Annotated in this window: 28 protein-coding genes; 15 read left to right on the forward strand and 13 right to left on the reverse strand. The window is 68.2% G+C overall.

Annotated elements, in window-relative coordinates:
* The first annotated feature begins 185 nt into the window (after nt 1-185).
* The 4 genes from ACSSVZ_RS13245 (at nt 186) to ACSSVZ_RS13260 (ending at nt 3165) form a co-directional block, all read left to right on the forward strand.
* Nucleotides 186-995: a transporter substrate-binding domain-containing protein gene (locus tag ACSSVZ_RS13245; protein ID WP_453970695.1), complete on the forward strand. Its 810-nt coding sequence runs from the start codon at nt 186-188 to the stop codon at nt 993-995.
* Nucleotides 996-1083: 88 nt separating this feature from the next.
* Complete coding sequence (locus ACSSVZ_RS13250; RefSeq protein ID WP_453970697.1) at nt 1084-1761, forward strand: amino acid ABC transporter permease; 678 nt, start codon at nt 1084-1086, stop codon at nt 1759-1761.
* Nucleotides 1761-2477: an amino acid ABC transporter permease gene (locus ACSSVZ_RS13255; RefSeq protein WP_453970699.1), complete on the forward strand. Its 717-nt coding sequence runs from the start codon at nt 1761-1763 to the stop codon at nt 2475-2477. Before ACSSVZ_RS13250 ends, ACSSVZ_RS13255 begins: the two co-directional genes overlap by 1 nt.
* Entirely contained in the window at nt 2428-3165 is a 738-nt protein-coding gene (locus ACSSVZ_RS13260) for an amino acid ABC transporter ATP-binding protein (RefSeq protein WP_453970701.1), read from the forward strand. The genes ACSSVZ_RS13255 and ACSSVZ_RS13260 overlap by 50 nt, the downstream gene beginning before the upstream one ends.
* Nucleotides 3166-3365: 200 nt before the next feature.
* Here ACSSVZ_RS13260 and ACSSVZ_RS13265 read toward each other — a convergent pair whose 3' ends face one another.
* The gene (locus tag ACSSVZ_RS13265) at nt 3366-3833 is read right to left on the reverse strand and encodes an Lrp/AsnC family transcriptional regulator (RefSeq protein WP_453970763.1); all 468 of its coding nucleotides are present in this window, start codon (nt 3831-3833) and stop codon (nt 3366-3368) included.
* A 319-nt stretch (nt 3834-4152) separates the two neighbouring features.
* On the opposite strand from ACSSVZ_RS13265, the gene ACSSVZ_RS13270 reads away from it, so the two are divergent.
* The 3 genes from ACSSVZ_RS13270 to ACSSVZ_RS13280 all read left to right on the forward strand — a co-directional run bounded on the left by ACSSVZ_RS13270 (nt 4153) and on the right by ACSSVZ_RS13280 (nt 7150).
* On the forward strand, nt 4153-4917 hold the full coding sequence (locus tag ACSSVZ_RS13270) for an aspartate/glutamate racemase family protein (protein WP_453970702.1): 765 nt from the start codon (nt 4153-4155) through the stop codon (nt 4915-4917).
* A 49-nt stretch (nt 4918-4966) separates the two neighbouring features.
* A complete protein-coding gene (locus tag ACSSVZ_RS13275; RefSeq protein ID WP_453970704.1) occupies nt 4967-5839 on the forward strand; it encodes a VOC family protein in 873 nt (290 codons plus the stop codon).
* Between the two features lie 255 nt (nt 5840-6094).
* Entirely contained in the window at nt 6095-7150 is a 1056-nt protein-coding gene (locus ACSSVZ_RS13280; RefSeq protein ID WP_453970705.1) for an MBL fold metallo-hydrolase, read from the forward strand.
* A gap of 93 nt (nt 7151-7243) precedes the next feature.
* Here ACSSVZ_RS13280 and ACSSVZ_RS13285 read toward each other — a convergent pair whose 3' ends face one another.
* Genes ACSSVZ_RS13285 through ACSSVZ_RS13305 form a run of 5 tightly spaced genes read right to left on the reverse strand, consistent with a single transcriptional unit; the run spans nt 7244 to nt 11133 of the window.
* A complete protein-coding gene (locus ACSSVZ_RS13285) occupies nt 7244-8506 on the reverse strand; it encodes an ABC transporter substrate-binding protein (protein ID WP_453970707.1) in 1263 nt (420 codons plus the stop codon).
* A gap of 31 nt (nt 8507-8537) precedes the next feature.
* Nucleotides 8538-8960, reverse strand: coding sequence for a hypothetical protein (locus ACSSVZ_RS13290; protein ID WP_453970708.1), 423 nt, complete (start codon nt 8958-8960; stop codon nt 8538-8540).
* Entirely contained in the window at nt 8957-10006 is a 1050-nt protein-coding gene (locus tag ACSSVZ_RS13295) for an aldo/keto reductase (protein ID WP_453970710.1), read from the reverse strand. The genes ACSSVZ_RS13290 and ACSSVZ_RS13295 overlap by 4 nt, the downstream gene beginning before the upstream one ends.
* A gap of 1 nt (nt 10007) precedes the next feature.
* Nucleotides 10008-10364 (reverse strand): TIGR04076 family protein, encoded by a 357-nt coding sequence (locus ACSSVZ_RS13300; protein WP_453970712.1) that lies wholly within the window; start codon nt 10362-10364, stop codon nt 10008-10010.
* Nucleotides 10357-11133 carry a GntR family transcriptional regulator gene (locus ACSSVZ_RS13305; protein WP_453970714.1) on the reverse strand — a complete coding sequence of 259 codons (777 nt, stop codon included), beginning with the start codon at nt 11131-11133 and terminating at the stop codon, nt 10357-10359. The genes ACSSVZ_RS13300 and ACSSVZ_RS13305 overlap by 8 nt, the downstream gene beginning before the upstream one ends.
* Nucleotides 11134-11363: 230 nt before the next feature.
* Here ACSSVZ_RS13305 and ACSSVZ_RS13310 point away from each other — a divergent pair, with 230 nt between their 5' ends.
* From ACSSVZ_RS13310 to ACSSVZ_RS13330, 5 genes are read left to right on the forward strand one after another with little or no spacing between them, the layout of a single operon-like run.
* Nucleotides 11364-12164, forward strand: coding sequence for an ABC transporter ATP-binding protein (locus ACSSVZ_RS13310; protein ID WP_453970716.1), 801 nt, complete (start codon nt 11364-11366; stop codon nt 12162-12164).
* Nucleotides 12161-12904, forward strand: coding sequence for an ABC transporter ATP-binding protein (locus tag ACSSVZ_RS13315; RefSeq protein ID WP_453970717.1), 744 nt, complete (start codon nt 12161-12163; stop codon nt 12902-12904). Before ACSSVZ_RS13310 ends, ACSSVZ_RS13315 begins: the two co-directional genes overlap by 4 nt.
* Nucleotides 12901-13809 (forward strand): branched-chain amino acid ABC transporter permease, encoded by a 909-nt coding sequence (locus tag ACSSVZ_RS13320; protein ID WP_453970719.1) that lies wholly within the window; start codon nt 12901-12903, stop codon nt 13807-13809. Before ACSSVZ_RS13315 ends, ACSSVZ_RS13320 begins: the two co-directional genes overlap by 4 nt.
* Nucleotides 13809-14783, forward strand: coding sequence for a branched-chain amino acid ABC transporter permease (locus ACSSVZ_RS13325; protein ID WP_453970765.1), 975 nt, complete (start codon nt 13809-13811; stop codon nt 14781-14783). Before ACSSVZ_RS13320 ends, ACSSVZ_RS13325 begins: the two co-directional genes overlap by 1 nt.
* The gene (locus ACSSVZ_RS13330) at nt 14780-16243 is read left to right on the forward strand and encodes an aldo/keto reductase (RefSeq protein WP_453970721.1); all 1464 of its coding nucleotides are present in this window, start codon (nt 14780-14782) and stop codon (nt 16241-16243) included. Before ACSSVZ_RS13325 ends, ACSSVZ_RS13330 begins: the two co-directional genes overlap by 4 nt.
* Before the next feature lie 264 nt (nt 16244-16507).
* Here the strand turns inward: ACSSVZ_RS13330 and nadC are convergent, their stop codons facing one another.
* The 5 genes from nadC to ACSSVZ_RS13355 all read right to left on the reverse strand — a co-directional run bounded on the left by nadC (nt 16508) and on the right by ACSSVZ_RS13355 (nt 21183).
* Nucleotides 16508-17359: a carboxylating nicotinate-nucleotide diphosphorylase gene (gene nadC, locus ACSSVZ_RS13335; RefSeq protein ID WP_453970722.1), complete on the reverse strand. Its 852-nt coding sequence runs from the start codon at nt 17357-17359 to the stop codon at nt 16508-16510.
* 125 nt (nt 17360-17484) lie between these two features.
* Nucleotides 17485-18504 (reverse strand): quinolinate synthase NadA, encoded by a 1020-nt coding sequence (nadA, locus tag ACSSVZ_RS13340; protein WP_453970724.1) that lies wholly within the window; start codon nt 18502-18504, stop codon nt 17485-17487.
* Nucleotides 18505-18607: 103 nt separating this feature from the next.
* Nucleotides 18608-19579 (reverse strand): NUDIX hydrolase, encoded by a 972-nt coding sequence (locus tag ACSSVZ_RS13345; protein WP_453970725.1) that lies wholly within the window; start codon nt 19577-19579, stop codon nt 18608-18610.
* Nucleotides 19580-19775: 196 nt separating this feature from the next.
* Complete coding sequence (locus ACSSVZ_RS13350) at nt 19776-20150, reverse strand: ArsR/SmtB family transcription factor (RefSeq protein WP_453970727.1); 375 nt, start codon at nt 20148-20150, stop codon at nt 19776-19778.
* 268 nt (nt 20151-20418) lie between these two features.
* Nucleotides 20419-21183 carry a LytR/AlgR family response regulator transcription factor gene (locus ACSSVZ_RS13355; RefSeq protein ID WP_453970729.1) on the reverse strand — a complete coding sequence of 255 codons (765 nt, stop codon included), beginning with the start codon at nt 21181-21183 and terminating at the stop codon, nt 20419-20421.
* 193 nt (nt 21184-21376) lie between these two features.
* Here ACSSVZ_RS13355 and ACSSVZ_RS13360 point away from each other — a divergent pair, with 193 nt between their 5' ends.
* From ACSSVZ_RS13360 to ACSSVZ_RS13370, 3 genes are all read left to right on the forward strand, one after another.
* Entirely contained in the window at nt 21377-22708 is a 1332-nt protein-coding gene (locus ACSSVZ_RS13360) for an aminotransferase class III-fold pyridoxal phosphate-dependent enzyme (RefSeq protein WP_453970730.1), read from the forward strand.
* 225 nt (nt 22709-22933) lie between these two features.
* The gene (locus ACSSVZ_RS13365; protein ID WP_453970732.1) at nt 22934-24283 is read left to right on the forward strand and encodes an endonuclease/exonuclease/phosphatase; all 1350 of its coding nucleotides are present in this window, start codon (nt 22934-22936) and stop codon (nt 24281-24283) included.
* Entirely contained in the window at nt 24283-24477 is a 195-nt protein-coding gene (locus tag ACSSVZ_RS13370) for a hypothetical protein (RefSeq protein WP_453970734.1), read from the forward strand. The genes ACSSVZ_RS13365 and ACSSVZ_RS13370 overlap by 1 nt, the downstream gene beginning before the upstream one ends.
* A 143-nt stretch (nt 24478-24620) precedes the next feature.
* On the opposite strand, the gene ACSSVZ_RS13375 is transcribed toward ACSSVZ_RS13370, so the two are convergent.
* Together ACSSVZ_RS13375 and ACSSVZ_RS13380 are read right to left on the reverse strand one after the other, a co-directional pair.
* Nucleotides 24621-25577: a fumarylacetoacetate hydrolase family protein gene (locus ACSSVZ_RS13375; RefSeq protein WP_453970736.1), complete on the reverse strand. Its 957-nt coding sequence runs from the start codon at nt 25575-25577 to the stop codon at nt 24621-24623.
* Between the two features lie 5 nt (nt 25578-25582).
* Nucleotides 25583-26353, reverse strand: a complete 771-nt coding sequence (locus ACSSVZ_RS13380) for a cyclase family protein (protein WP_453970738.1) — start codon at nt 26351-26353, stop codon at nt 25583-25585.
* Nucleotides 26354-26399 lie beyond the last annotated feature (46 nt).

Here is a 26399-nt window from a genome sequence, read left to right on the forward strand (position 1 = left end):
GGGCGGACGGCGGGGCTGGCCATTCCTGATTCAATCCTGCATACTAGAAGTATGCTAATGTTCTCGCCGGATCACTCGAGGGGGTGAAACCAACCGGCAGCGAGGGCGGAGGAGAGCCATCCGCCGGATCCACGGGCACAGTCCTGGCGAACATCGAAGCTGGCAAAGAGGAAGGGGAACCCATCATGTTGAAACGTTTCACGAGCACGCTTGCGATCGCGGCGCTCGCCGCGACGGTCGTCGCGACTGCCGCCGAGGCGAAGACGCTCGACCAGATCATCTCCGACGGCGTCATCCGGATCGGGATCAATCCGAACTTCCCGAACATGAGCACGCGCAACGATGCCGGCGAGTGGGAAGGCTTCGACATCGACATCGGCAAGGCGATCGCCGAAAAGCTCGGCGTCGAGCCGGAGTGGGTGCCGACCGAGACCGCCCAGCGCGTCCCGTTCCTCGTCTCCGACCGCATCGACATGTCGCTCGGCGCGCTGACCCGTAATTCCGAGCGCGCCAAGCTCATCGACTACACGGTGCCCCTGCACACCGAGGTGCTGGCCGTTCTCACCACCGACAAGATCGAGGGCGACACCTGGAAGGACTTCAACAAGGACGGCGTGACGCTCGCCAACATGCGCGGCAACTGGACGGTCGACTGGATCAAGGAGAACATGCCCGAGGTGAACCTCGAGCTGACCGACTCCATCGCCGACACCGTCCGCCTGGTCGCCCAGGGCCGCGCCGACGCGATCGTCGAGAACGTCGACTTCTTCATGGGCTTCACCAAGAACTACCCGGACGTGAACTGGCGGGTGGTGGCGGAGCCGATCTTCGTCGCCTACTGCGCGATCGGCATCGCCCAGGGCAACGACAACCTGAAGGAAGTCCTCAACATCATCCTCTACGACCTGCACTCCTCGGGCATGGTCAACGAGACGTGGGAGGCCAACTACGGCGCCCCGATGCTGGTCGAGGTCGAGCCCAGCCCGTACTTCTGATCCGCGCGTCTTCCGTCCGCGCGGCCGCTCGGGGTCGCGCGGACGCCATGCCGTCCGCTTCCGTGTTTGCCGGAGATCCCGTCGGCCGATGAACTATACCTTCCAGTTCAGCGTCGCCCTCGACAAGCTGCCGGAGCTGCTCGACGCGGCGGTTCTGACCTTCGAGCTCGGCCTGTTCGCGTTCTGGGGCGGCGCGCTGATCGGCCTGGTGGTCGCCGCCGTGAAAACCTTCGGCGGACGGCTGCTGGCGGGCATTGCCCAGGCCTACGTCGTGTTCATCACCAACACGCCGCTGCTGATCCAGATCTATTTCCTCTATTACGGCCTGCCCGAGTTCGGCGTCCGCTGGTCGAACGAGGCCTGCCTGCTGATCGGGCTGACGCTCAATGCCGGCGCCTATCTGACCGAGATCATGCGCGCCGGCTTCCTGTCGGTGCGCAAGACCGAGATGGAGGCGGGCGAGACCATCGGCATGTCGCTGGTCCAGCAGATCCGCTACATCGTCGTCCCCCACATCGCCAAGACGATCTACCCGGCGCTGGCCAACTTCTTCATCGTCATCCTGGTGATGGGAACGTCGGTGGGCGCGGTGATCGGCGTCGACGAACTCACCGGCGAGACCATCAACCTCTCCACCGAGAACTACCGCTGGCTGGAGATGTTCACCCTGACCGCCATCATCTACGTGGTGCTCACCTTCATCGCCAGCATCTCGTTGGCGCTCATCGGCCGCTATGGCTTCCGCGTGAAGGCGAAGATCTTCTGATGGGCGAGCGCATTCTCAGCCAGATCCCGCGGTTCTTCTCCGCGACCAACGTCGGCTTCCTGCTGGAGGCAATGGGCACGACGCTGGCGATGACCTTCATCGGCTGTCTGATCGGCTTCGCCATCGCGTTCCTGCTGGTCTATTTGCGCCAGACGCCGGGCCTGTGGGCGATCCCGCTCCGCATCATCGCGACCACCTACGTGGAGATCTTCCGCCGCATCCCGTTCCTGGTGGTGATCTACCTGGTGCTGTTCTTCATCCAGGCGTTCGTCAACGACGCCTCGCTGTTCTCCATCGCGGTGATCGCCATCTGCATCTACGCGGCCGCCTACACGGCGGAGATCATCCGCGGCGGCATCGAGTCCGTGCCCCGTCAGCAGATCGAGGCGGCGCGGGTGATGAACCTCAGCCGCATGCAGACCATGCGCATGGTGGTGCTGCCCCAGGCCATGCCGGTGATCGTGCCGCCGGCCATCGCGTTCATGGTCGCCTTCATCAAGGACACCGCGCTGGTCAGCCAGATCGGCGTGTTCGAACTGACGTTCCGCGGCAAGGAACTCAACAACCAGGGCTACTCGGGCATCCTCGTGTTCGGAACCATCGCCTTCCTCTACTTCGTGATGTCGTACCCGCTGACGCGGTTGGGCCAATATCTGGAGAGACGGTTTGCATCATCTCGAAATCAAAGAGCTGAGCGCCAGATACGGTCGGCTTGACGTTCTGCACGGGGTGACGTTCTCGGTCGGTCGCGGCGAGGTGGTCGCGCTGATCGGTCCGTCGGGCTCGGGCAAGTCGACGCTGCTGCGCGTGCTGATGGGGCTTACCCATCCGACCGGCGGCGAGGTCCACGTGGACGGCCAGCCCGTCGACTACGGCAGCCACTCCAGCCTGCGCACGGCCCGCGACCGCATGGCCATCGTGTTCCAGCAGTACAATCTGTTCCAGAACATGGACGTGATGCGCAACGTCACGCTCGCGCCGGTGAAGATCAAGAAGCGCAACCGGCGCGAGGTCGAGGCCGAGGCGGCGGAGCTGCTGGCCAAGGTCGGGCTGGCCGAAAAGCACAAGGCGTATCCGGACGAGCTGTCGGGCGGCCAGCAGCAGCGCGTGGCGATCGCCCGGGCGCTGGCGCTGCGCCCCGAGATCCTGCTCCTCGACGAGGTGACCTCGGCGCTCGATCCGGAGCTCGTCAACGAGGTGCTGGACACCATCCGCCAGCTCGCCGCCGACGGCATGACGATGATCATCGTCAGCCACGAGATGGGCTTCGTCCGCGAGGTCTCCAGCAAGGTGGTGATGATGGACAAGGGCCAGGTGGTCGAGGTCGGCCCGCCGGCGCAGATCTTTGACGCGCCCACCACCGACCGCTGCCGCGAGTTCGTCGGCAAGATTCTCCGGCATTAGTTATTTTCGCTCACGCCGAGTGCTTTGCGCCAGCTGCGCGGGCGCGGCCTGACCGGCCGGCGCGCGGTCGCGCGCTGGTGGAGTAATCTGCCTGGGCTGAATCGGATTCTGCTGCGTCGGAGTGCGGGTGTGGCGGGTCGTGGCCCAACTCAGCCCGATCCGGCACTTCCCTCCAGCACCCTACCGTCGTCCCGACCTTCCTATTTCACCGGGATGTACTTGGTCGGGATCGCGGTGGTGAACTTCATTTCCTCCATGGCGATCGACGCGCTCATGTCGGAGAACTCCAGCTTGCGGATCAGCCGCTGGTAGACGGTGTCGTAGGTCTCCACGTCCGGCACGACGATCCGGAGCAGGTAGTCGGTGTCACCGGTGAGCCGCCAGGCTTCCACGATCTCCGGCACGTCGGTGATCAGCCCGCGGAACGCTTCGGCCCACTCCGCCTCATGGCGCGGCGCCTTCACCGACACGAACACCGTCATCGGCACGTTGGCCTTGCGCCGGTTCACCAGAGCGACGCGGCGGGTGATGTAGCCCTCTTCCTCCAGCTTGCGCACCCGCCGCCAGCACGGCGTCGACGAGAGGCCGACCTGTTCGGCCAGCGCCGCCACTGGCACCATCGCGTCCGCCTGGAGGATCTCCAAAATCTTGCAGTCGATTGCGTCCAGCATGCCGATCCTTGTCTGGCGCCATCTCCGGCCGGGGTCCCCGCCGATCGGGTCTGGCCGTGCAGGTGCTAATTCGGTGGGCAGTGAGAGCTGAGTTTTTAATCTGGGGAATATTGTAGCATGATTTGCTATCCTTCCAATCCCGCATAGGATGAGGAATCAATTCGCTGGCACGCGACGCATCTCTTTAGGGTCTCGTTCCGTCCGAATCCGCTACGATCCCCTCGGCGCTCTGGAGCGTTCATCCGGTCGATCCGACAGAACCGTCAGACGAGACGGGCTCCAGCGAACGGCGTGAGGCAAGCGAAGGCACGACGCTATGCGAACCATCGGTCTGATCGGCGGCATGAGCTGGGAAAGCACCGCCGTCTACTACCGCCACCTGAACGAGTGCGTGCGCGGCCGGCTCGGCGGGCTCCACTCGGCCGACATCCTGCTGCGATCGGTGGACTTCGACGAGATCGTGCAACTGCAGAAGGTCGGCGACTGGGACGGGGCGGCGACCGTGCTGGCGAAGATCGGCGCCGATCTGGAAGGCGCCGGCGCTGATTGCCTGCTGATCTGCACCAACACCATGCACCTGCTGGCCGACGAGGTTCAGGCCGCGGTGTCCGTGCCGCTTCTCAACATCATCGACATCACGGCCAAGGCCGTGCTCGCGGCCGGATTCCGGCGGCCGCTGGTGCTCGCCACCCGCTACACGATGGAGCAGGACTTCTACACCGGCCGCATGCGCGCAGCCCACGGTCTGGACCCGATCGTCCCCGATGCGGCCGGCCGCACGCGCGTGCACGACGTCATCTTCGACGAGCTCTGCCAGGGAAAGGTCGAGCCGGCCGCGAAGCGCGATTATCTGGCGATCATCGATGCGGCGGCGGCCGACGGGGCCGACTGCGTCATCTTCGGCTGCACCGAGATCGGGCTGCTGCTGTCGCCCGACGACGTCTCGCTGCCGGCTTTCGATTCGACGTTGCTTCATGCCGAAGCCGCGGTCGACTTCGCCCTCGGCTCCGATGGCGTTCCGGAGCTGGCCGGCGCTGCGATGCCGCTGCCGGCCGCTGCGTCGTCGGGCGGACGGGGATGATCATCACGAACGCTCGCCGCGTGGCTGGCGCGATCAGAAGTGCACGCCCATGAGCGAGGCCGCAGCCACCGCCAGGCTCGTTCCGACCCTCGATCACGTCGTGGTCCTGGTCCACGACAAGCTCGACGAGATGTACGCCGCCTATGAGCGGCTCGGCTTCCAGCTGACGCCGCGCGGCCACCACTCGCTGGGGTCCAGCAACAACCTGGCGATCTTCCGCGGCACCTATCTCGAACTGCTGGGCTATGAGCCGGGCAAAGACCGCCTGCGTCCCGAAATCTGGCAGGATCCCGCCGGGCTCACCGCCATCGTGTTCCGCCCCACCAGCCCGGAAGAGGTGGCGCAGGTGATGCAGGCGCGCGGCGTGGGCACCGAGGAGCCGGTCACCTTCACGCGTCCGGTCGACACGCCGGAAGGCCCCAAGGACGCCCGCTTCACCATCGTGCGGGTGCCGCCCCGGCACATCCAGAACGGCCGCAGCTTCTTCTGCTATCACCACACGCCCGAGCTGGTCTGGCGGCCGGAATGGCAGGTCCATCCGAACGGCGCCACCAACGTCGTCGAGTTCGTCATCTCCGCGCCCGATCCACGCAAGACGGCCGCCGTCTATGAGGCGATCTTCGGCCCCGGCCTGCTGGTCGACATCGATGGCGGCGTCGCCTTCAGGGCGGGGGCGGCAAAGGTGCGGCTGCTCGAGCCGGCCGTGGCCCAGGCCCGCTTCGGCGAGGCGATCCTGCCCGACATGGAGACCCAGGACAGGATGATCGCGCTGGGCGTCGGCACGACCTCGCTCGACGCGGCGATCGGCTGTCTGAAACAGGCTGGCGTCCCGTTCGCGAAGTCGGGCTGTTGCCGCATCCTCGTCGGCCACGAGGCGACCGGCGGGGTGGCGATCGAGTTCTGCGAAGAGGTGTCGAGGTAAGCCGCCCCCGCATTTCGCCTTCAGGCTTCAGGATTTCAGGTCCATGAGGCCGGGAGCCTTCGTGGTCGAAACCACGGCTCTCCGCCAGCGGTACTGGGTCATGCCGCACCGATATCGAACAAAGCAGGGCAGCCACACGGCGCAACCATGCAGGGGCGTTGGTCCCGAGCCTTTGCGCGTCGTACGATCTGGTCTAAGCCGTTGCGGTGAACATGACGGACCGGTCGCAGCGGAATGTCGTAGGGAGTTTGTCGGATGCGGGCGGGAAAAGTGACGGACGATCAGGATGCGCTCCGCTTCCCCTACGAGGAGGCACCGGCGACTGGCGTTCCCATCGAGGTCGCTCCGGGCATCCTGTGGGTGCGGTTTCCGCTGCCGTTCCGCCTCGACCACGTGAACATCTACCTGATCGACGACGGCGACGGATACGCCGTGGTCGACACCGGCATTTCCGACGACGTGACGCGGGCGGCCTGGCGCGCGCTGATGGCGGGGCCGCTTGCCGGCAAGCGGCTGACGCGGGTGATCGTCACCCATTTCCACCCCGACCACATCGGGCTCGCGGGCTGGCTGTGGCAGGAGTTCGAGACGCCGCTGCTGACCAGCCAGACCTCGTTCCTCATGTGCAACATGATTTCGCTGACGCCGGGAGCGGCCAAGGCGCAGCCCTACCAGGACTTCTATCTCCGCCACGGCATGGACGCCGAGACCGCCCGGCTCGTCAGCACCCAGGGCCACCAGTACCTCGGCATGGTGACGCCGCTGCCGCCGACGTTCCGCCGGCTGCTCTCCGGCGACACCCTGGTGATCGGATCGCGCCAGTTCCGGGTCTACACCGGCGACGGCCACGCGCCGGAGCAGATCATGCTCTACCTGGAGGAGGAGAAGATCCTGCTCGCCGCCGACCAGGTGATCGCCAAGATCACCCCCAACATCGGCGTCTGGGCGGTGGACCCGGAGGGCGATCCGCTCGGCCACTATCTGCGCTCGCTCAGGCTGCTGGAGGCGCACGTTCCGGAGGACACGCTGGTGCTGCCGGGCCATCAGCTGCCGTTCTACGGGCTCAACGAGCGCTGCCGACAGATCGTCAATCACCACGAGGACCGCTGTGGGATGATCGCCGAGGCGTGCGCCGGGGGCCCGAAGTCGGTGGCGGAGCTGGTGCCGGTGGTGTTCCACCGGCCGCTCGATCCGCACCAGATGTCGTTTGCGTTCAGCGAGACCCACGCCCACGTCAACCGGATGATCCGGCGCGGCGAGCTTGCCTGGATCGAGCGCGACGGCAATTTCGCCTGCGTCCTGGCGGGCTAGCCTCGTTCCCAATCATGCCATCGATCAAACGAAAACCGCCGTCGGCTGTCATGCCGGCGGCGGTTCGTTTCTCTCGGCAATCGTGCGCTGCGATCAGAGTTTTGACTTGATCTCGGTCACCGCTTCGGCGCTCATCTGGCCCGTCGTGACGACCTTGCCGTCCTCGATCTTCCAGAGCCGGAACGGGCCGGTGATGTCGCCGTACTTATCGAAGGTCACCGGGCCGATCACGCCTTCGTACTTGATCGCCTTGCCGTCCTTCAGAAGGGCGAGGGCCTTCTTGAACTCCTCCGGACCGGCATAGATGACCTCGCCGCCGTCGGCGACCACCTGCGGGATGGCGTCGCGGATAGCGGTGGCGTCGGCGGAGCCGGCCTTGGCTATCGCCAGCCCGACGATGGCGCCGGCGTCGTAGGAGCGGTCGGCGGCCGGGGCGCTCGGCTCGATGCCGCCGGAGAACTTGGCGTAGTTGTCATAGAAGTACTTGGTCGAGGCGGTTTCGTCGGTGCCCGACGACGTGCCGTAAGCCTCGGTCAGATACTTCGCGCCGACGGCCTCGATGAATTCCGAGGAGTTCATGCCGTCGTTGAGCAGGAACTTCTGCGGGCCGCCCTGGGAGATCCAGGCGCGCGCGATGGTGGCGCCGTCTACGGGATAGGAGACAAGGTAGAGCGCTTCCGGATCGCCTGCCATGGCGCTGGTCGCCTCGGCGTTGTAGTTCGCCTGCTTCTCGTTGTAGGGCGTCGACGAGGTGATCGTGCCGCCGAGCTTCTCGAAAGCGGTGGTGAACTCCTTCACCATGTTCACGCCGAAGTCGTTGTTGACGTAGATGACCGCCAGCTTCGTCAGGCCGCTGTCGATGGCGTACTTCGCCGCCGCGGTGCCCTGCAGGGCATCGGAGGTGATGGTGCGGAAGAAGTAGCCGTCGGTCTTGCCGTCCTTCGCCAGTTGCGTGAGCGTCGGCGACGACGAGGCCGGCGACACCTGCACCACCTTGCCGGGCGCCGTCACCGAGGTGAGGATCGGGATCGACACCGACGAGATGATGCCGCCGATGATCACCGGCACGTTCTTGATGTTGACCAGCTGGCGGGCCTGGTCGACGGCGACGTTGCCCTGGCTCTGGGCGTCGCGGCTGTCGGTGATCAGATCGCAGCCGTTGGCGCCGCCGGCCTTGTTGATGTCGTCGAAGGCCATCTCGACCGACTTGGCGCCGGCCTGGCCGTACTGGCCGGCCGGGCCGGTGAGGCTCATCACCACGCCGACGGTCGTTTCGCAGGCGACGGCAGGCGCGGCAAGGGCCATGCATCCGGCGGAAAGAAGGGCTGCCGGTGCCCAGGTCTTCAGGTGTTTCATGTCAGTTCCCCTCGTGTGCGCCCGAGTTCTCTCAGGCTTTGGTTTGGTCGATCCAGGTCTCGTGAAGCCAAAGCCACGCCACGCCTTCCGGCGCCGACGGGTCGGCGACAAGGAGTGCGGAGACGCGCCGGGCGGTGCGCCAGGCCGCGGTCGCCTGATGCTCCACGTAGCGCAGGAGAACGACGTCCTCGGCGACCGGCATTGCGGCCTCCAGGGCGATATCGATCTCGAAGTCGGAACCGAGGGAGGCGCGGCCCCGCGCGATCATCGCGACCACGTCCGCCCGGTCCTGCGCCATGCCGTCGGGCGCGACGCGGAAGAAGTCGGTATGAAATGCCGCGTCCACGCGGTCGGGCCCTGCCGCCTCGCCCCGGCCGGCAAACCAGTCGACGAGGAAGGCGTGCAGCGCGAGGACCTCGGCCTCCGCACGCGCGGCAAGATCGGGAGGGCTCATCCCGCGGCCTCGTTGAGGTTGTATTTCATGATGGCGCCGTGGCGGCCGTGGCGGTCGCGCTCGACCGCGTAGACGTCGCCCTCCGGGCCGCAGTCTTCCGGCACCACGGCGGCGAGCGCCGCGCGGTCGGCCTCGGTCAGGTCGATGGCGCCGATCGCCAGGTTGGCGGCGATGTGGCTGCGGTTGCGGGCGCCGACGATCAGGCCGGCCACCTGCGGCCGGTCGAGGATGGCGCGACTGGCGACGGTGGCGATGTCGGTGCCGTGGCCGTCGGCGATCCGGCGCAGGGTGGCGAGCAACTCCTGGAACCGGTCCCAGCCGCCGAAGTCGTCGATGATCAGCTTGTATTTGGTGAGCGAACGGTTCTCCAGCGGCTCGCCCGGCTCCGGTGCGCCGAGCCAGCGATCGGAGAGGAAGCCGCCGGCCACCGTGCCGTAGCAGAGGAAGCGCACCCCGTGGTCGCGGGCGACCGCCGTCATCCGCCGCGCCGGGCGCGCGTCCAGCAGCGAGTACTGGAGCTGCATGGTCGCCAGCGGATAGCCGGCCTCGAGCAGGCCCGAGACATGGTCGGTGTCGAAGTTGGTGCCGCCCAGCAGCGCGATCTTGCCGGCCTGCTGCTGCTCGGCGAGCCAGCCCGCCACCTCCGCCCAGCGCGGCACGGCATAGTCCCACCAGTGGAACTGGACGAGGTCGAGGCGCTCGGTCTTCAGCCGCCTCAGCGAGGTGTCGATGCCCTTCTCGACGTCGGCCCTCGTGATGGTCGACAGTACGTCCAGGTCCGGCACGAACTTGGTGTGGACGCGGATCCGGGCGAGGGCTTCTTCGCCGCGCAGGTCACGGTAGCGCATGCGGAACGCGCCGAGGATCTCCTCCACCCCGGTGTAGATGTCGGCGCAGTCGAAGGTGGTGATGCCGCTGTCGGCGCATTCGACCAGGTCGGCGATCGCCCGGTCGTGCTCGATCGGGCCGTGCCCGCCGGCAAGCTGCCAGCCCCCGCGGATGACCGGGGAGATCTCGTAGCCGGGGGCAAGCGCGATACGGTTCATGTCACTCACTGGTACTGGCGTCTGGGGAGGGGAGAGGAACGGCGGTGGTGTCGGCGTGGCGGAACGTGCGCTTGCCGGTCCGGGTGATGCGGAAGCGCGACGGGCAGTTGGGGTCGGGGCAGGCCACCTCGGCGTCGGTCGACATCCAGTCGGCCGGATCGGTCGCCCGCTGTTTCGCCGGCAGCAGCGGCAGCAGCGAGGCCAGCGAGTAGATGGAAAAGCCCTGGCCGGGCGGAATGTGCAGCATCTCGCCACGCAGCTCGAACCAGTCGCCGGGCGTGCCGCAATAGATCTTGGCGCCCTTCGGAGCGACGATCTCGACCTTCAGGTCGTAGAGCTCGAAGCTGTCGTCAGCCATGGGCGATCTCCCCGTCGGCGGCGGCAAGCCGGCCGCGCAGCAGGTCGAAGGCGCGGCCGATGTCGGCGGCGAGCGCAGCGCGCGCGGCGTCGGCGTCGCGCGCCTCGATCGCCTCGATGAGCCGGTGGTGGTAGTTGGTCGCGCCGGCGCCGTCGCTGCCGTCATAGGCCGCCGCCGCGGCGCGCACGTAAGGGCCGGACTGCATCCACAGGCTCTCCACCACCGGGATCAGCACCGGCGAACCGGCCGCCCGGTAGATGGCAAAATGGAAGGCGTGGTTGAGCCGGCTCGCCTCCCGCGCCGCCATGATCGCGCCGCCCGCCAGCGCGTCGTAGGCGGCCGTCAGCTCCTTCAGCTCAGCGATGCCGGCAGGCGCGATGCGGGGGACCGCCAGCGCCGTCAGCTCGCCCTCGATGAGGCGGCGGGCACGGGCGAGATCCTCCAGCCGGGCGCCGCTGATCAGCGGCACCCGCACCGAGCGGTTGGGCATCGCCTCCACCGCGTGCTCGGAGACGAGGCGCCCCAGCGCCTCGCGCACCGGCATCGTCGAGACCGACAGCCGCGCGGCGAGGTCGCGGATCTTGAGCGGCTCGCCGGCATCGAACATGCCGTGGATGAGGTTTTCGCGCAGCTCCGCGTAGACCTGGTCCTGCACCGTCTGGCGCGCCACCGGACCCAGCGAGAGAAGACCGCTCGACAGCCCCGCATCCACGGGCCGGTCGTCGGCCGATCTCTCCAGGGCGTCGGAGGCGAGGGGGTGCTGGGTCATCGCGTCCCGGTCTTCCAGATCTCTGTGTCCACCCTGATCCAGGACGGTCTCCGCCCGCGGGAGGAAGGCATTGGCCTGTCAGGTGGCCGTGAAACCTCTCCAACGGTGGCTTTACAGTAGCGAGGGAATTGTGATCATGTAAAGTGTGATCACAAAAATCATGCCGTGATCGATCGTGAGAATGGGTAGGGCGTCGGGCAACCGGCGCGCAGGGGGGACATCGCAGGCTCATGCCCGCAGCAGCGTTGCAAACCGCGCCCGCCGGCGCTCCGATTCTCGAGGCGCGCGATCTCGTGCGGAGCTTCGGCGGGATGCGCGCCGTCGACGGGATGTCGCTGGCGCTGGCGCCCGGCGAGATGGCCGGCCTGATCGGCCCCAACGGTGCCGGCAAGACGACGGTGTTCAATCTCCTCGCCGGCAGCCTGCGCTCCGATGCCGGCCGGATCACCCTCAAGGGCCACGACGTGACGCGCCAGTCGGCCGAGCGCCGGCTTGGTGGCGGGCTCGGCCGCACCTTCCAGATCCCGCGCCCGTTCGGCGAGATGACGGTGCTCGAAAACGTCCTGACGGCGGTGCAGGCCCAGACCGGCGAGCGGGTGCTCGCCAACGTCTTCCTGCCGTTCCGGGTCGCCCGCCAGGAGCGCGCCAGCATCGCCCGCGCCCGCGAGATCCTGGAGTTTGTTTCCCTCACCCGGCTCGCCGACGAGCCGGCCCGCAAGCTCTCCGGCGGCCAGCGCAAGCTTCTGGAACTGGCGCGCGTGCTGATCGCCGATCCGGCCGTCATCCTGCTCGACGAACCGGCGGCCGGCGTGAATCCGGCGCTGCTCGACCTGATCTGCGACCGCATCGTCGAGATCAACCGCTCCGGCGTGTCGATCCTGCTGATCGAGCACAACATGGAGATGGTCGCGCGTCTGTGCGGGCGCGTGGTGGTCATGGCCGGCGGGCGGCAGCTGATGGAGGGCACGCCTGCCGAGGTCGCCGCCAACGAGGAGGTCGTCGGCGTCTATCTGGGGGACATCGACGCATGAGCGCTCCCGCCCCGCTCACAACCCACGGCTTCGTCGCCGGCTACGAGCGCGACCTGCCCATCGTCAAGGGCATCGACTTTGCCGTCGCCGACGGCCAGATGGTGGCGATCCTCGGTCCCAACGGGGCCGGCAAGTCGACCTTCGTGAAGGCCATCGCCGGCACCGTGCCGGTGTTCGGCGGCGATGTTCTGCTCAATGGATCGTCCGTCGCCGGCCTGAAGCCCAACCAGATCATCCGCCGCGGCATGGCGTTCGTGCCGCAGACCGAGAACATCTTCGCGCGCCTGTCGATCCGCGAGAACCTGCAGCTTGCCTCCGCCATCCTGCCGCGGGCCGAGCAGGGGCCGCGCATCGAGGCGATGTTCGCCCAGTTCCCGGATCTCGCCGCCCGTCCCGGCCGCGCCGCCGGCAGCCTGTCGGGCGGCCAGCGTCAGATGCTGGCGGCGGCCCGCGCGCTGCTGGTCTCGCCCTCGGTGCTGCTCCTCGACGAGCCGTCCGCCGGCCTGTCGCCGAAGCTGGTGGCGGAGGTGTTCCAGACCCTGAAGGCGATCAACGACACCGGCGTCACCATCGTGCTCGTCGAGCAGAACGTCCGGGCGGCGCTGAAGATCGTCTCGCGCGCCGTGGTGCTGGTCGACGGCAAGCTGCTCTACGACGCGCCGGCCGGGGACCTGGCCAACCACCCGAACATCGGCGAGCTGTTCCTTGGCTCCGGCGACAAGGAGGCGGCCCTCTCGTGAACCCGCAGCTGCTCATGGACGGCCTGGTCTCTGGATCGATGATCGGGCTCGGCGCCATCGGCGTCACGCTCACCTATTCGATCCTGCGCTTTCCCAACTTCGCCCACGGCGAGCTGATCGCCTGGGGGGCCTATCTGGCCATGACGCTCTCCGCCGTGATCGGCGCCGCCGTCGGCGCCTCGACCGCGCCGCTCGGGCCGTTCTCGTTCGGCTGGAGCCTGCCGGTGGCGGGCCTGCTGGCGATGATCCTGACCGCCGGGCTGGCCCTCATCCTCGACCGGATCCTGTTCCGGCGTCTGCGCAACCAGGGCGCGGTGATGATCATCATCGTGATGGCGAGCTTCGGCGCGTCGATGGCGCTCAGGAGCGCGCTGGAGTTCATCTACACCGCGCGGCCCGGCTACTTCACCCGCGAGCTGCAGATCGCCATCCCGCTCGGCGGCGGCATCCGCGCCACGCCCGACCAGCTGTTCGCCATCGGACTGACGGCGGTGCTGGTCGTCGGCGTCCACCTGCTCTTGACGCGCACGCCCCAGGGCCGCGCCATGCGGGCGGTCAGCGAGAACCCGTCGCTGGCGGGTCTCGTCGGCGTCGATGTCGACCAGGTCATCCGGCTCGTCTGGATCCTGGGCGCGGCGCTTGCCTGCGCGGCCGGCGTCATCGCCGGGCTCCTGGTGCAGATCCGCCCCTACATGGGCTTCGATCTGCTGCTGCCGCTGTTCGCGGCCGCCATCCTCGGCGGCATCGGCAGCGTGCCGGGTGCGGTGATCGGGGGGCTCGTCGTCGGGCTCGGCGAAGCGATTGCTGTGCACGTGGTCGGCGCGGAATGGCGGGCGGGCGCGGCCTTCGTCATCCTCACCGCGATCCTGATCGTGCGCCCAAGCGGCCTGTTCGGGAGGGCATGATGGGCATCGAGGTCTTCGCCTACGCAGCCTTCTTCCTCACCATGGCGCTCACCTACGCCATCATCTGCCTCGGCCTGAACCTGCAATGGGGCCAGACCGGCCTGTTCAATGTCGGCATCGCCGCCTTCGTCGCCGTCGGCGCCTACACCTCGGCCATCCTGACGACCCCGGAGACGGCGGACCGCCTCGGCGGCTTCGGCCTGCCGATGCTCGTCGGCTGGGGCGGCGCCGTCCTCGTCGCCGGTCTGCTGGCGCTGTTCGTCGGCTGGCTGACGATCCGGCTGCGCGCCGACTATCTCGCCATCACCACCTTCGGCGTGGCGGTCCTCGTCCAGCTCGCGGTGCTCAACCTGCAGGGCATCACCGGCGGTCCGTTCGGCATCGGCTTTATCCCCAAGCCGTTCGAGGGTCTGGAAGGCAACGCGCTCGCCTTCTCGTTCGCCAATCTGGGCGTCGTCATTGTTACCGTGCTGGCCGTCTACCTGTTCCTGGAGCGCCTGGTACGCAGCCCGTGGGGGCGCGTGCTCCGGGCGATCCGGGAGGACGAGGTCGCCGCCCAGGCGCTCGGCAAGAACCCGAAATGGCTGCGCATCCAAGCGTTCGCCATCGGCGGCGCCATTATGGGGCTCGGCGGCGCCGTGCAGGGCCATTTCATCGGCTTCATCGCGCCGGAGAACTACCTGCCGATGCTGACCTTCCAGGTCTGGGCGATGCTGATCGTCGGCGGCAGCGGCAACAACCGCGGCGCCATCCTCGGCGCCGTCCTCGTCTGGGGCGTCTGGGCGGTCTCCGCCACCTTCATCGACGCGCTGTTCCCCTCCGGCTCCCAGGCGCGCGCCGCCTCGCTGCAGATCGTCGTCATCGGCGTCGCGCTCTGCGCCATCCTGATGCTGCGGCCGCAGGGCATCCTGCGCGAGATCCGGACCATCTCCCGTCACGCGCTCACCAGCCGCGCCAAACGCGAAGTGTCATGACCCAGAAACCCGAAACCACCGCGCTTTCCGGCGACCTCACCATCAGCCGGGTGCTCACCGGCCTCTGGCAGGTCGCCGACATGGAGAAGAACGGCCGCACCCTCGATCCGGAGGCCTCCGCCGATCACCTTGCCGCCTACGTCGCCGACGGCTTCACCACCTTCGACATGGCCGATCACTACGGCAGTGCGGAGCTGATCACCGGGGCGCTCCTGAAGCGCTTCGGGGCCGGCGACGCCCGGCCGGTGGCGTTCACCAAGTGGTGCCCGGAGCCCGGCCCGATGACGCGCGCGATCGTCCGTGCCGGCGTCGACGAGCGCCGCGCGCGTCTCGGTGTCGAGCGGGTCGACCTGTTGCAGTTCCACTGGTGGACGTTCGAGCACCCGGCCTGGCTCGACGCCATGCACGAGCTCGCCGTGCTGCGCGAGGAGGGCGCCATCGGCGAGATCGGCGTCACCAACTTCGACGCCGCCCACCTGAACCTGGCGATCGCCGACGGCGTGCCGGTGCGCACCAACCAGGTGTCGTTCTCGCTGCTCGACCGCCGCGCGGCGGGCCCGCTGGCCGAAGTCTGCGCCCGCACCGGCGCGCGGCTGTTGGCCTACGGCACGCTGTGCGGCGGCTTCCTGTCGGAGAAGTGGCTCGGCAAGCCCGAGCCGGCCCAGATTCCCGACTGGAGCGGCATGAAGTACAAGCGCTTCATCGACACGGCCGGCGGCTGGGAGGCCTATCAGGGCATCCTGCGCGCCGCCGCCGAGATCGGCCGCAAGCACGGGGTGTCCATCTCCAACGTCGCCACCCGCTGGATCCTCGAGCAGCCCCATGTCGCCGGTGTCATCATCGGGGCGCGCCTCGGCGAGAGCGAGCACCGCGCCGACAACCTGAAGCTCTTCGACTTCGCCCTCGACGACGAGGACAAGGCGCGCCTCGACGCCGCGTTCGCGGCCACCACGCCGATCCCGGGCGACTGCGGCGACGAATACCGCAAGCCGCCGTTCCTGACGGCATCCGGGGACCTCAGCCATCACCTGAGCGAGGTGCCGCGCTATTTCACCGCCGAGGACATCCCCGGCCGGCCCGGCCGCAAGCGCGTGTCGTCGGGGAGCAAGTGGGAGCCGCTCGCCGGCTACAGCCGTTCGGTGCGCATCGGCGACCGCATCCTCGTCTCCGGCACCACGGCGACCCATGGCGCCGACCACATCGTCGCGCCGGGCGATGCCGGGGCCCAGACGACCTACGTGCTCGACAAGATCGCCGCCTCGATCGTGGCGCTCGGCGGCTCGGTGGAGGATGTGGTGCGGACGCGGATCTTCGTGCGCGACGTGGCCGACGTCGAGGCCGTCTCCATCGCCCACGGCCGCATGTTCGGCGACATCCGCCCGGCCAACACGCTGGTCGCCGCCGCCGATCTCGTCGGCGACTACGCGGTGGAGATCGAGGCGGAGGCGGTGGTGGGTTAGATTCCCCTCGCGCCGCGTTCGCTTCGCTCACCGGCTCCGGGTGGGCGGCCTGACCGGCCGGCGCGCGGTCGCGCGCTGGTTGGTGAACTCCGGTTAGGATGGAGCTGTCTTGCAGCGGCCCATCCCTTCACTCCGCTCATTCCCGCGAAGGCGGGAATCCAGGGCGATGGATCGCAGCGCCGGAATTATTGCGTCCTGGACCTCGGCCTTCGCCGGGAGCAGAGAGCGTCGGGCTGGAGGCGAAGATCGCGCCCCGAAGACTCCTCAGATCGCGATATCCAGTCCCAGATCGAGCGCCTTGGCGCTGTGGGTCAGCCAGCCGGCGGAGATCAGGTCGACGCCGCTCTCGGCGATTGCCCGGGCGGTGTCCCTGGTGATCCGGCCCGACGCCTCGAGGATCGCGCGGCCGTCGACGAACGCGACGGCGCGCGCCAGCGTCGCCGGGTCCATGTTGTCGAGCAGCACCACGTCCGGTGCCGAGGCCATCGCCTCTTCGAGCTGCTCCAGCGTGTCGACCTCCACCTCGATCTTCACCAGGTGGCCGATGCGCCGGCGCGCCGCCGCGATGGCGCCGGTGACGGAGCCGGCGAGCGCGATGTGGTTGTCCTTGATGAGGATGGCGTCGTCGAGGCCGAAGCGGTGGTTGGCGCCGCCGCCGGCCCGCACGGCGGCCTTCTCCAGCGCCCTGAGCCCCGGCGTCGTCTTGCGCGTGCAGGTGACCGCGGCCCCGGTGCCGCGCACCGCCTCGACGATCTCGGCGGTGGCCGTGGCGATCCCCGACAGGTGGCATTGCAGGTTGAGGGCGGTGCGCTCGGCGGTCAGCAGCGCCCGCGCCGACCCCTTCAGCCGCAGGACCACGTCGCCCGGCCCGACCTGGGTCCCGTCGGGGGCCTCCACGGTGCAGGCCATCGCCGGGTCGATGAGCTTGAAGGCGAGTTCGGCGACCTGACAGCCGGCGACCGTGCCCGGCTGGCGGGCGGCGATGACGGCTTCCGCGATCAGGTCGGCCGGCACGATGGCGTCGGTGGTGATGTCGCCGGCGCGGCCGAGATCTTCCAGCAGCGCTGCGCGGACGATCGGCTCGACCATCAGGGTCGGAAGGGTGAAGGGGGACATGGGCTCGCGCACTCGATTGGGAGAGAAGAGGGCGGCCGGGTCGGGCGATCCGGCCGGGAGGGGTATGACGTTTCGGGGGAACGGAAAGCGGGCGAAAAACCAGTGCCCGCTTTCTCATCCCGCGCTCAGTGGACCGCGAGCATCCGCTCCACGGCCGCGCGGGCGCGCTCGGCCACCGCCGGATCGACGGTCACCTCGAAGGTCATGGTCTCCAGCGACCGGCGGATGTTCGACAGCGTGATCCGCTTCATGTGCGGGCACAGGCCGCACGGCTTCATGAATTCCGTGTTCGGGGATTCCGCCGCGATGTTGTCGCTCATCGAGCATTCGGTGACCAGCAGCACGCGCTCGGGCTGGCGGTCCTTCACGTAGGAGATCATCTCCGCGGTCGAGCCGGCGAAGTCCGAAGCCTCGATCACGTCCGGTGGGCACTCGGGGTGGGCGATGACGGTCAGGCCGTCGATGGCATCCCGGTATTCGCGGATCTCGGAGCCGGTGAAGCGCTCGTGCACCTCGCAGGCGCCCTCCCAGGTGATGATCTCGACGTCGGTCTGGCTGGCGACGTAGCTCGCCAGGTACTTGTCCGGAATCATGATGACCCGGGGCGCGTTCAGCGAGGTGACGATTTTCAGCGCGTTGCCCGACGTGCAGCAGATGTCGGACTCCGCCTTCACGTCGGCCGAGGTGTTGACGTAGGTGACAATCGGCACGCCGGGATACTGGGCGCGCAGGCGCCGCACGTCGGCGCCGGTGATCGACGCCGCCAGCGAGCAGCCGGCCAGTGGATCGGGGATCAGCACCGTCTTGTCCGGACAGACCAGCTTCGAGGTCTCGGCCATGAAGTGCACGCCGGCCTGGACGATCACGTCGGCATCGGTCTCGGCGGCACGGCGGGCAAGCGCCAGCGAGTCGCCGACGATGTCGGCGACGCCGTGATAGATCTCGGGCGTCTGGTAGTTGTGGGCGAGGATGATGGCGTTGCGCTCGCGCTTCAGCCGGTTGATCGCGTCGATCTCGGGCGCGAACAGCTGCCACTCGGCCCGCGGCACATGCGCCTTCACCTTCTCGTAGACGCCGGCGGTGCGGGCATCGATCTCGGCGGTAAACGGCAGGCGCGCACTCACGGCGGCAAGGGCTGCGGTCATTGCGACCTCCTTTTGCTCAGTTTGAGCATTTCTTCCCCGAAAAAAGAGGACCACGTGCTGGCCCTTTATACTCAGGCTGAGCATAAGGAGGAAAATGCGGGAGTCAAGGAAATCCTGCGCGCCGCGTCGCCGACAGCTTCACGCCCGGCGCGGGTCGTTCCAGCGTCGCCTCGCGGCGGAACCGCATCAGCTTGGCCGGCCGGCCGCCGGTGTCGGTCGCCAGTTCGCCGGTCTCCTCCACCAGCTCCTGCTGGGCGATGAGACGGCGGAAGTTCTGCTTGTGCAGCACCACGCCGGACAGCGCCTCGGCGGTCTTCTGCAGCTCCGACAGCGTGAACGACGGCGGCATCAGTTCGAACAGCACCGGCCGGTACTTGATCTTGGCGCGCAGCCGGCTGATGGCGGTGGCGAGCATCCGGCGGTGGTCGGCCTGCATGGCCATGCCCGGCGCGGTGTCGGCCGGCGGCGTGCGGCCGCCGTCGACGAAGGTCTCCGGCACGAGGCCCGCCTCGTAGAGCATCTCGTAGCGCTCCAGCGTCTTCTCCTCGTCCCAGGGCGTTCCGCTGGTGGCGAAGGCGAGGCGGATCCGGTCGAGCGCGTCCTTGTCACCGGCGGCGCCGCCGGCGCGGGCCCACTGCTTCAGCCGCTCCAGCACGGCAAGCCGCGCGGCCGGCTCGCCGGCCCGCATGTCCTCCCAGGGGAAGAAGGCGTACCAGGAGCGCCAGCTGCCCTCGATCGGCAGCGTCGGGCCGGGCGGCGAAACGAGGGCCAGATAGGCGATCGACAGCGCGCGGTCGTCGTCGGGGCCCGACAGCGCGAACTTCGAGGGGGCCGGATCGCCGAAGGTGTAGAGCTGCTCGACGTAGCCCAGCCGGAAGCCGGTCTCGATTTCCACCCAGTTGCGCAGCCCCGCCTGCAGCGTCCGGTGCGCCGGCTCCAGCGGGCCGGACGGCAGCCCGATCGGGGCGGCCCTGTCGCGGGCGACGGTCAGCACGTAGGGATCGCCGGCGCGCACGGCGACGACCACCGCGGTCAGGTCGACGCGGACGCGGCTTTCCTCGTGCAAGTCGGTCATCGGCTGCCCCGTCCGCTTTATGGCCGGGGCCATCATAACGCGGCGCGCCGATTCGCGAGCCATCCGGTTTCGGCCGGGGGAGGCCGGAGCCGCAGCAGGAAAAGCGGGGACGGCTTTCGGCCCGCCTCCGCTCCGCATTGCTCGAACCGATCGCGATGACGACGGCTCCAATCGGCTTGCAGTGAGGCGGGGCGATCTACCGCTCGCCCCGGGCCCTGCGCCGGGCGCGCGCACCGTCCCACTGGGCGTAGATCGCCTCCAGATAGCTCCGGGCGAAGTCGAACGCGTCCGGCTTCACCGCGTACCGGCTCTCGCGGCCGACGCGCATGCTGGCGACCAGCCCGGCACTCTCCAGCACCTGGAGATGTTTGGAGATCGCCTGGCGGGTCAGCGGGAGTCCGGCCGCGAGATGGGCGATCGAGCGGCCGCCGCCCTCCTCGCTGAGCCTGGCAATCAGCTCGAGCCGGGTGCGGTCCCCGAGGGCGGCGAAGATGGGGGCGGGGCTTCGGTCGGTGGTCTCGGATCGCTGGGCGGGGTTCGGATCTGCGGAGTGGGGGCTGAGTGTCGCCATGGTTCTCGATGGTGCTCAAGGAGACCCCGGCCCCGCCCGGCCCGGATCGCCTGATGTCTTGCCGACCCGGCGGATATGGCCTGGTCGACGGGAAATGGCTCCGGGAGCAAGGGCTCCTGAGCCGTGCGAAGGGCGCCCTTTCGGTTGCCCGTCGCCCATTGAGCGGGAACGGCCCGCCGCATCAGCCGCGAGTCGGTGAACCGGCCGCTTCACTCGATGAATCGGCCCCCGGTGCGCCGCGGAACGCGCGCGCAGCGGATCAGGAGGCTTATTCTCGGACCGGTGAGTCGCGCTCACCCGAAAGGCCCTTGAGGCCGGCGAGCAGCCGGCGCGCCGGGATGCGCCCGAGATCGACGGTCTGTTGCCCGCTCCTCATCGACACCCTCGCGCCGCCGTCGCCCGTGCGCTCGACCTCGCCGACATGGTCGAGGTTGAGGATCACCGACCGGCTCACCCGGAGGAATGGCGGCGTCGGCAGCTCTTCCTCGAACAGCTTCATCAGCCGGCAGACCAGCGATTGCCGCCCGTCGACCAGATGCAGCCGGGTGAAATCGGCCTCGGCCGTCAGGAACGCCAGGGTCGCCACCGGCACCAGGCTGGTGGTCCCGTTCGCCGTCAGCGCCAGGCGATGGTCGAGGTCGAGGGTCGGCCGCGCGCCGTCCCCCGCGCTCTCGACCGGGCCGAGCCGGGTGCGCACGCGGTCCAGCGCCGTGGCAAGCCGCGCCGGATCGACGGGCTTCAGCAGATAGTCGACCGCCGCCACGTCAAAGGCCCGGGCCGCGAACGCGCTGTGGGCGGTCACGAAGACGATGGCGGCGGAGCCGGGCAGCGCCGCGACGAGGTCGAAGCCCTCGCCGTCGGTCAGCCCGATGTCGAGCAGGATCAGGTCCGGCCGGGTGTCTGTCGCGGCCTCGGCAGCGGCTGCGACGGTCCCTGCTTCGGCGACGATCTCGACGTCGGGATGCGCCGCCAGCAGCCGCCGCATGGCGCGCCGGGCAGGCGGTTCGTCGTCCACCAGCATCAGCCGAAGCATCGTCTCGTTCCTCGCGTGGCGGCGCGTGTCGCGGTCGCTGGAGCCCGTCCTCTGAGATCGCATCGATCCGCGCGAAATGGAATTCCTCGAGACGGGCAAACCGGCACCGTTGCGTGTCGCCTCGGAGATTTCACCTGAGCGGAAAAGGTTCTAGAGTGCCGCACACCCGCTCTTGCCCCACCGAAGGTGCATCATGAATTCCGTCGTCCAGCTGCAGCAGACCGTGCCGAATTCCCTCGAAGAGCAGTGGATGCCGTTCTCGGCAAACCGCGACTTCAAGAACGACCCGCGCCTCGTGGTGAAGAGCGAGGGCGTCTATCTGTGGGACCAGCGCGGCGGCAAGATCATCGACGGCTCGTCGGCGCTCTTCAACGTGGCCGCCGGCCACGGCCGCAAGAAGATCGCCGACGCGGTCTACGCCCAGATGCAGACGAACGACTACGCGCCATCCTTCCAGATGGGCCACCCCGGCGCCTTCCAGCTCGCCTCCAAGCTGGCCGCGATCCTGCCCGAGCCGATCAACCACGTGTTCTTCGTGAACTCGGGCTCCGAGGCCATCGACACGGCGCTGAAGATCGCCATGGCCTATCACCGCGCCCGCGGCGAGAGCCAGCGGCTGCGCTTCGTCTCCCGCGAGCGCGCCTATCACGGCGTCAACATGGGCGGCACGTCGCTGTCCGGCCTGGTGAAGAACCGCGAGGGCTTCCCGGTCACGCTGCCCAACGTCGTGCTGATGCGCCACACCTGGGACCCGGAGGTCCGCTTCCAGCGCGGCCAGCCGGAAACCGGCGCGGAGCTCGCCGAGGACCTGCAGCGCTTCTGCAACACCTACGGCGCCGCGACCATCGGCGCGGTGTTCGTGGAGCCGGTCGCCGGCTCCACCGGCACGCTGGTGCCGCCGAAGGGCTACCTGGAGCGGATCCGCGAGATCTGCGACGCCAACGGCATCCTGCTGGTCTTCGACGAGGTGATCACCGGCTTCGGCCGGCTCGGCAAGCCGTTCGCCGCCGACGCGTTCGGGGTGGTGCCGGACATCATGACCATGGCCAAGGCGCTCACCAACGGCGCGATCCCCATGGGCGCGGTGGCGGTGCGCGACGAGATCTACACCACCGTCGTCGATGCCGCCCCCGAGGACGCCATCGAGTTCTTCCACGGCTACACCTACTCCGGCCATCCGGCGGCCTGCGCGGCGGGTCTCGCCACCCTGGAGATCTACGAGGAGGAGGACCTGTTCGCCCGCGCCGGCGCCATGTCCGAGTATTTCCTCGACGCGGTGTGGAGCCTGAAGGACCTCGACTGCGTCGTCGACCTGCGCGGCTACGGCCTGATGGCCGGCGTCGAGGTGGCGCCGGAGGGCGCTCCCGGCCTGCGCGGCAACGCGCTGCAGAAGAAGCTGTTCTGGAACGGGCTGCACGTGAAGTTCACCGGCGACACGGCGATCCTCGCCCCCTCGCTGATCGCCGAGCGCTCCCACATCGACGAAATCGTCGACAAGCTCCGCACCACGCTGAAGGATCTTTGAAGCCCGGAACGCAGCTGCCGCTCCGGTTCTCCCTAAGATTGTCGCGACCCAGGGCGGCCCCCTGCGATCTTGAGTTGACTTCGCCGATCGGGTCCCTCTGTAATGCAGCCGGGCGAGGCTGACGGCTGACGATTTGTCGCGTTTTTCGGGGGATGCGCGCGATAGTCCCGCCTCTGGCAGAAATGCGAGGTTCTGCACGTACTGATTGTTGTGCGGAGGGGCGGAATGGATCATTTCAAGATCACCAGCTGGAATATCGAGCACTCAGACAAGCTGATCGACGACCTGGCCGACGACGGCGAACGACAGCAGAAGGCGCTCGTCTGTCGCGATGCCATCCGTGCCGAGATCGCTGCGATGGACACCGATATCCTGTTGGTATGCGAGGGTCCCAGTGGCGAGGATCGCGCCCGCGAATTCTTCGGTGCCGTCGCGCCGGACTTCGACCTCGTCGTGAGAGGGTCGGCGGATCGCCGCGACTACGGCATGATGGGCTCGGATGCCACGACGGGGCGCCAGTGGATCTGGTTCCTGTTGCGCCACGGCCGGCCGATTTCCGGGACACTTATTCACCTGGACAAGTGGCAGGAACTCACTGCGGCGAATTCGGGTGGGACGCACTCACGTGGGCGATGGGATGTGTCCTTCCCAAAGTTCGTTGCTGACCACGTCGAGCTCGACATCGACCGCAACCATTCCCATTGGCGCCATCCACAGGTGCTGGCGGCGGAGATCGACGGGCATTTTGTCGAAATCATTGGGGCGCATCTGAAAAGCAAGTTCACCCGCTTGCGCCCCACGGGAGATCCAGCTTCGCGAGACTTCTTCTCGCTCAATGCACGGCTGGTGGCCGAACTCATCAAAGCCCGCACGAAGATCACCACTGAATGCGCCGACATCCGTCACTACATGGACCAGCGCTTCAACGCGGATGAAAACGCGGCGATGATCGTGGCGGGAGACCTCAACGACGGACCTGGCAAGGAGCGCATCGAGCGTCGATTCCTCTATCACGACCTCATTGGGACGCTTCAGGGAGACATCTTCTTCGCCCGGCGCTTTCTCAATCATGCGCTGTTCGACGCACCCGAGCAGGAGCGGTGGTCGGTGCATTTCCAGGATGCGCTGGATCAAGCACGCGACCCCAAGATCCTGCTCGATCACATTCTTTTCACCCAGACGTTCACGGGCAATCCGCAAGTCGAGCCGTTCGCCTTCAAAGCGCGTCCGGCGGGTGGGCTGGTGGAGCACGAGATCCATCATGCGGTCACTGGCGCGCGGCCCCGCTACGCCATGACGAGCGACCACAAGCCGGTCTCGATGCATTTTGACCGGCGTCCCGCCCCAGCGCCTTCTGGAGCTGTCGGTCGCTCGCGCGGAAGGGAACGTTCGCGCTCTGGCGGTCGTTTCCTGTCCCGAGGCGGTCGCGATGCGTCCGGCACCGGTCCGGTGCGACGCCGGCTGTCACCGAGAACATGGGGTCCCCGATGCACTATCCGCGTGAAACCTACAACGAAGCCCGCCGCCGCGCCGCCGAAGGCGGGCGCTACCTGTCCGAAGGCGGGCGCTACCTGATGGACCGCGTGCCGGACTCTGCGATTCCCGCGCGCTGGCGTCCGCGCGACAACCGCGAGACGGCGCTGACCGTTCTGGGTCTGGGTGCGGCGGCAATCGTCTTTGCCGGCGCCTGGTATCTGGTCTCGACCGAGCCGCGCCGCCGCCGCCTGAAGCGGTCGGCGCGTCGCGCCTATCGCACGCTCGCCGGCTGACGCTGACTGGCCGGGCGCCGCGCGCCCCGGCTCACCGATCTGCCTTTCGGTCCCGTCCGGTGTGCACCGGGCGGGATTTCTTTTGCGCCACCGACGACACGCCGGGCGGGCAGGCGAGGTCGCCATGCGCGCGATCGCAAGCCCTACTGGCGAACGACGGTGTTGCGCAGCACGCCGATCCCGTCGATTTCCAGCTCCACCACGTCTCCGTCGCCGAGGAACGTGAAGTGTTCCAGCCCGCAGCCGTTGCCGACGGTGCCGGAGCCGAAGATCTCGCCGGCGTGCAGCGTCTCGTCCCGCGATACGAACGCGATCATCTCCTCGAACGAATGCAGCATCGCCGAGCAGTCGTCGGACATGTACTGGGTTCCGTTGATGCGCACGCGCGCCGTAAGCGCGGCGACGTCCGGGATCTCGTCCTTGGTGACCAGGAACGGGCCGAACGCGTTGCCGGCGTCGAAGCTCTTGCCCTTGGCGGGGCCGAGCATGCCGCCCATCTCGACGAGCTGGGCGTCGCGTGCCGAGAAGTCGTTGAAGATCGTGTAGCCGAAGATGTGGTCGCCGGCCGTCTCGACGGAGATGTCCTTGCCACCCTTCGACAGCACCGCCGCCAGCTCGATCTCGAAATCCATGTAGGCGGAATAGCGCGGCCATTTCACGGTGGTGTCGCTTCCCACCACGCTGAAGCGGTTGGTGAAATAGTAGATCGGCTGGGCCCGGTAGACGGCGGGCACGTCGCCCGTCTCGATCTCCGGAATGGGGTCGCCCTTGAGCGCCGCCGCGAGCTTCCTCATGCCCGTCGGCGCCTGCACGATATGCGTCGGGAACACCGAGAAGTCGCGGATCTGCGGCGGCAGGGGGATCGGTGCCATGAGCGTCACGGCCTCCAGCAGGTCGCAATCGGCGCCCGTGCGTTCCGCGTCTGCCACCAGCACGCGGGCCTCGGCCAGGCCCGCCTCGCCGGCGTCGATCAGGCTCAGCATGGTGGCAAAGCGCGGGGCGCCGCCCGACGCCGCCTGGAGATCGACGAGCCGCTTGCCGTCCGTCGTCAGCGCGCCGATCTTCTCGGCGTGCTCCGTCCTGTACGTCGCGAGCTTCACGGGACTTACTCCTTCACGACCGCGACGGCGCGGCACCAGCCGGCACTCGCCGCCTTGATCTTCACGGGAAAGCAGATGACCTCGAAGCCGGTGGACGGCAAGGTCTCCAGGTTGGCGAGCTTCTCGATGTGGCAGTAGCCGTGCACCATGCCGGCGCGGTGGCCCTCCCAGATCAGCGAGGCGTCGCCGGTCTCCGCCACCTTCTGTGCGGTGTAGACGAACGGCGCGTCCCAGCTCCACGCGTCGGTGCCGGTCACCTTCACGCCGCGCTCGGTGAGGTACAGCGTCGCCTCGCGGCCCATGCCGCAGCCGGTGGTCACGTAGTCGCTCTCGCCGTAGCGCGCGCCGGCGGCGGTGTTCACCAGCACGATGTCGAAGGGCTGCAGCGCGTGGCCGATCCGCGCGAGCTCGGCCTCCACGTCGGCAGCGGTCGCAACGTAGCCGTTCTCGAAGCGGCGGAAGTCCAGCTTCACGCCGCGTCCCATGCACCATTCCAGCGGCACCTCGTCGATGGTGATCGCCCGCTGTCCGCCGTCCATGGTCGAGTGATAGTGGTAGGGCGCGTCGAGGTGGGTGCCGTTGTGGGTGGTGATGGCGACCCGCTCCACCGCCCAGCCCTCGCCGCCGGGAAGCTCGTCCTGGGCGACGCCCGGGAAGAAGCTCAGGATCTCGCCGGCCGTGTCGGCGTGCGCGAAATACTCGATCTTCGGACCGAGGCCCGGCGGGTCGGCGAACTCGGTGTTCTCGAGCGGCCGGGAGAGGTCGACGAGGGGCATGGGGTCATCTCCAATGGTCGTGGCGGCCGGCGCTTCGGCCGGCCGC

This window comes from Amorphus sp. MBR-141, assembly GCF_053628695.1.